Source organism: Dolichospermum sp. UHCC 0260 (assembly GCF_009711985.1).
In the GTDB taxonomy this organism is placed as follows: Bacteria; Cyanobacteriota; Cyanobacteriia; order Cyanobacteriales; family Nostocaceae; genus Dolichospermum; species Dolichospermum lemmermannii.
Map to the genome: position 1 here is coordinate 121,475 of NZ_VIKZ01000001.1, position 3,963 is coordinate 125,437.

The 3,963-nt window shown below is 37.2% G+C and carries 4 protein-coding genes; 1 reads left to right on the plus strand and 3 read right to left on the minus strand.

Going from position 1 to position 3,963, the window contains the following annotated elements; translation table 11 throughout:
• A partial coding sequence (gene tsaE, locus FJR08_RS00595) for a tRNA (adenosine(37)-N6)-threonylcarbamoyltransferase complex ATPase subunit type 1 TsaE (RefSeq protein ID WP_174782938.1) occupies positions 1-428 on the plus strand: 428 nt, incomplete at its 5' end.
• 229 nt (positions 429-657) lie between these two features.
• Here the strand turns inward: tsaE and FJR08_RS00600 are convergent.
• From FJR08_RS00600 to FJR08_RS00610, 3 genes are all read right to left on the minus strand, one after another.
• The gene (locus tag FJR08_RS00600) at positions 658-1,914 is read right to left on the minus strand and encodes a hypothetical protein (RefSeq protein WP_168631818.1); all 1,257 of its coding nucleotides are present in this window, start codon (positions 1,912-1,914) and stop codon (positions 658-660) included.
• A 3-nt stretch (positions 1,915-1,917) separates the two neighbouring features.
• Positions 1,918-2,658, minus strand: a complete 741-nt coding sequence (locus FJR08_RS00605; RefSeq protein ID WP_168631819.1) for a hypothetical protein — start codon at positions 2,656-2,658, stop codon at positions 1,918-1,920.
• A gap of 347 nt (positions 2,659-3,005) precedes the next feature.
• A partial coding sequence (locus FJR08_RS00610) for a trypsin-like peptidase domain-containing protein (protein ID WP_168631820.1) occupies positions 3,006-3,963 on the minus strand: 958 nt, incomplete at its 5' end.

Consider the following 3,963-nt stretch of genomic DNA (forward strand, 5'->3'; position numbering starts at 1 on the left):
TGACTAAAATTTTCCTTCCAGATATAGAAGCAACACAGCAATTAGGTATTACCCTTGGAGAAACTTTGACTGCTGGAAGTGTGATTTTACTAGAAGGTGATTTAGGTGCTGGTAAAACTACTTTGGTGCAAGGTATTGGTAAAGGATTGGGGATAATTGACTCTATTGTTAGTCCTACCTTTACTCTCATTAATGAGTACACAGAAGGACGTATTCCTCTTTATCACTTAGATTTATACCGTCTAGAACCTCAAGAAGTTACTGGATTGAATCTCGAAAGTTACTGGGAAGGCATAGAAGTAACACCGGGAATTGTCGCCATTGAATGGGCTGAAAGAATGCCATATCTACCAGATAGTTATTTAAAGGTATGTTTAAACTATGGTGAAAATGGCGAACGTCAAGCCGAAATTATTACTGTAAATTAATTTAATTATGAGGTACGAACAACGGACTTGATATAATTAGAGGATGTTTGAAAAGTTTTTAATGTATAAATAAACCCCTCTCCAAACCTCTCCCCGACGCGGGGAGAGGCTTTGAAACCCCCCATTCCCTCGCAGGGAAGGGGGGCTGGGGGGTTAGGTTTTTGGAAATTATTGGTTTCATCTAATACTTTTCAAACAACCTCTTAAACATTCTCCTATCAAAAAAATATTATGGTTTGCGGGAATTAGTATTACTAAATAACCAAGAAAGAAGGTTAGCGACCGTAGCAGCGCCAAAGGAAAATAGGGCAATAATGGCATCACGGGGTAAAACGCCATCTAACCAACTACCTTGGATACTAGAAACAGGAAAATCTTGATCTAATCCGATTTGAATTTGTTTGGTTTTCCCAGAAAAACGGGCTTCTATACCTTTTTTCTCAGATATTATTTGTAGATTGCGGATAAGTTGAATATTTAACGGTTTATTAGTGTCTTCTCCCATCAGAAACTGATTTTCTTTAATTTCTCTATCCTGTTCTGCCATGCGGATTTTACCTTCGAGAATAGTAGATATTTCTAAATCATCTCTGAGGTTGCCACCATTTTTATCTACATGAGTAAATGTGACATCTTTAGTTTTTATTTTGCCTCTAAACCATTGTTCTGATTCATATTTTGGTGGTTTTGATAAAGTGAGATAAATATTAGTATTTTCTTGAATGTTAAAAGTAAATTCTTTATTATTGGGGTTGACAATAAACTCTAATTGTGCTTGATCATCCTGTGACTTCGGTAAATTTAAACTGGGTATTTTATAACCTTCTATAATAACTTTGATAGGCTGTTCACCTAAATAGATTTCTAAGGGGTTGGGATTATTTTGAGAATTGGGAAGCAGAGAAAAAGCTAGTTGCTGACGATAAAAATCATAATTTAGTCTAGCTATCCTTGTTTGCGGTTGTAGTCGTAATTCTTTCAGACTAATTTCGCTTTCTGTATTAGAATTAGCTGGAGTAATAATAATTTTACTTTCCCGTTCTGTAAGCTGGATTTCCAAGGAATTTAATTTATTAATTTCTGGTAAAGATTCACTTTGAAAACTGCCAGTAAAAGTTAATATTTGCTTACCTTCGGTTTCTAGTTCTTTAATATTTTTAATATTGCCGAGAAACAGTTTAGGTTGATTATCATCATAAGTAAAACTCATTTCTTGAAAAATAAGATTACCTTCAAATATATGAGTTCCAGGGACAATAGCCGCAATAGTAATAATACACAAAACCACAAGCAATATTATCACCAAGAAAGATGATTTTTGCTGGATTAGATATTGTTTTAGATTTGGCAATCGCTGGAGAAAATTATGATTAATATTATTAAATTTTGTCTGAATTAAGCCAGACTTAGTAATAATAAAGTTATTAATCTTACTAAACCTGGAATTGTGAGAAGATTTCTGTCTGCCTTTTTGCCGATATCCCATGATTTATTTTAACCAGGTTGGGTTATGTTCAAATACAATGCGTCGTTCAATTCTATCGCTTGGTTCATTACTGCGTTCAATATTAGCAATATAGTGAAGTTGATAGCGTCCTGCTGGGGCGTTACTTCCATCCCAGGTGAAACTAATTTCACCACTATTGGGGGTAGTGCGAGATGTCCTATATACTGGCTGTTGATCTTTTTGATCTGTGAGAGGGACGATTTTTACACTGGTAAATTTGACTCGATCTTGAGAATAAAAAACAAACTCGTATTTACCAGAAGTTTTTCCCAATGTAACGGGAACATAGACATTTTGAGAACCCAGGCTATAGGCTGCTACAGCGCGGAGTTTATTTGTAGGGATGTTGGCTTTTTTCAGAACGTAAGTATCCCAGCTAAAGCTGAAATTTGCACCATTGTTAGATAATAGCAAATCATCTAATTGATAGTGATAACTATCATCCAATGATTTGACTATCACTTGAGGATTTTTACCATTCTTGATGCGGGGAACTTGTAAGGTTAGGGTTTTCTCATAATTGGCAATGTTGCGGGTAGCAATGGAAATTAAACTCAAGCTATTGCCGCTTAAAGGTTCGAGTTTGATGCCTTCACAACGGTTGGGTGGTTGCCGACGGATATAATCTGTAGAACGGGCATTTCCTTTAGGACAAGAGGCAACAGCAGAGAGAGGATTAATGCTGAGGATTAATAAGCTGGCCAGTAGAATTTTATAACTCATGGTTTCGTTAAAGTAAGTGGGCGTTAAAAAATATAATATAAACCTAACCCCCCAACCCCCTTCCCTACCAGGGAAGGGGGAGTCAAAGCCTCTCCCCTGGTAGGCTACAGTGTACACACATCTCTAGAAAAGATGCTAAACGTTATTCGATCCCCCTAAATCCCCCTTAGAAAGGGGGACTTTGAGAAACTTAGCCCCCCTTTTTAAGGGGGGTTGGGGGGATCTGAAGCCTGTGTGGCAACTCTAGAAGACTTGTGTGTACACTGTAGACTAGGGAAGGGGAGTCAAAGCCTCTCCCCTCGTAGGGGAGAGGTTTGGAGAGAGGTATTATATTTAATTTTGCCAAGTTAGTTACTTAAAGTAATTTTCCAGATGGACAATTGTTTTTTAACTACAGATATAGGATAGGCAAAATTTTTGGTTTCACCCGGTTTTCGGGCATAAACTATGCCTATGAGCCGATTTTTTGAGTCTATCACAGGACTGCCAGAATAACCAGGTTTCAGTTGAGTTGCAGATATTTGTAATTGTTGGTTCTGATAATTGATTTTTCCTGATTTTACAGACCATGATTTATCTTCACCTCTTTGGGCATCATGACCGATAATTTGAATAGGCATTGCGGGGTTGATGGTAGTAGACATTGATAAAGGTTGGATGTCTTCTGGTAGTTTACCGCTAACTTCCAAAACAGCTAAATCGAGTTCATCTGTAGGAGTCTTTTGGAATAATTTGGCATTCCTCCTCATTCTGACTTTACCTGTTGGTGGAGAACTGAAAAACTCCACTTGAATATTTTCACCCTGTTCATTGCCATCAAAAATCACATGACGATTGGTGAGAATTAATGTCCGGTTGGCATCTTGCTGGATAACTACACCAGTACCAACCTCAATTCCTTGACGTTGACTGTTAGAAAACTTGGCAGTAATGAGAACGACAGAACGCTTAACAGTTAAGTTGGGATCATTTTTGGGCAAAAATCCCATATCGTTTTCTACACTGGCTAGTTTATTTTGTTTTTCAGTCCATAATTTTCGTGCTTCTATATTATTGTTACTGGCATATATGAAATTGGAGTCAAGTTCTTCGGCTTTGTCGAAATGTTTTATAGCCTCTTCAAACTTCTCTTGGTCTTGCAATGCTGCACCTAAATTATTATTAGCTAAAGTATGGGTAGTTGTTGGAGTTGTAGAAGTATTTTCTGGTAATGATAGGGCTATTTTATAGTTGGATATTGCCTCATCTAATTTCTTCTGCTCACTCAGGGCAAGTCCGAGATTGTTGTAAGCAGTAGCATCTTTC

Coding starts and splice junctions, on each gene's coding strand:
- FJR08_RS00605 (WP_168631819.1), bottom strand. CDS start 2,658: ATGAGTTATAAAATTCTACTGGCCAGCTTATTAATCCTCAGCATTAAT.
- FJR08_RS00600 (WP_168631818.1), bottom strand. CDS start 1,914: ATGGGATATCGGCAAAAAGGCAGACAGAAATCTTCTCACAATTCCAGG.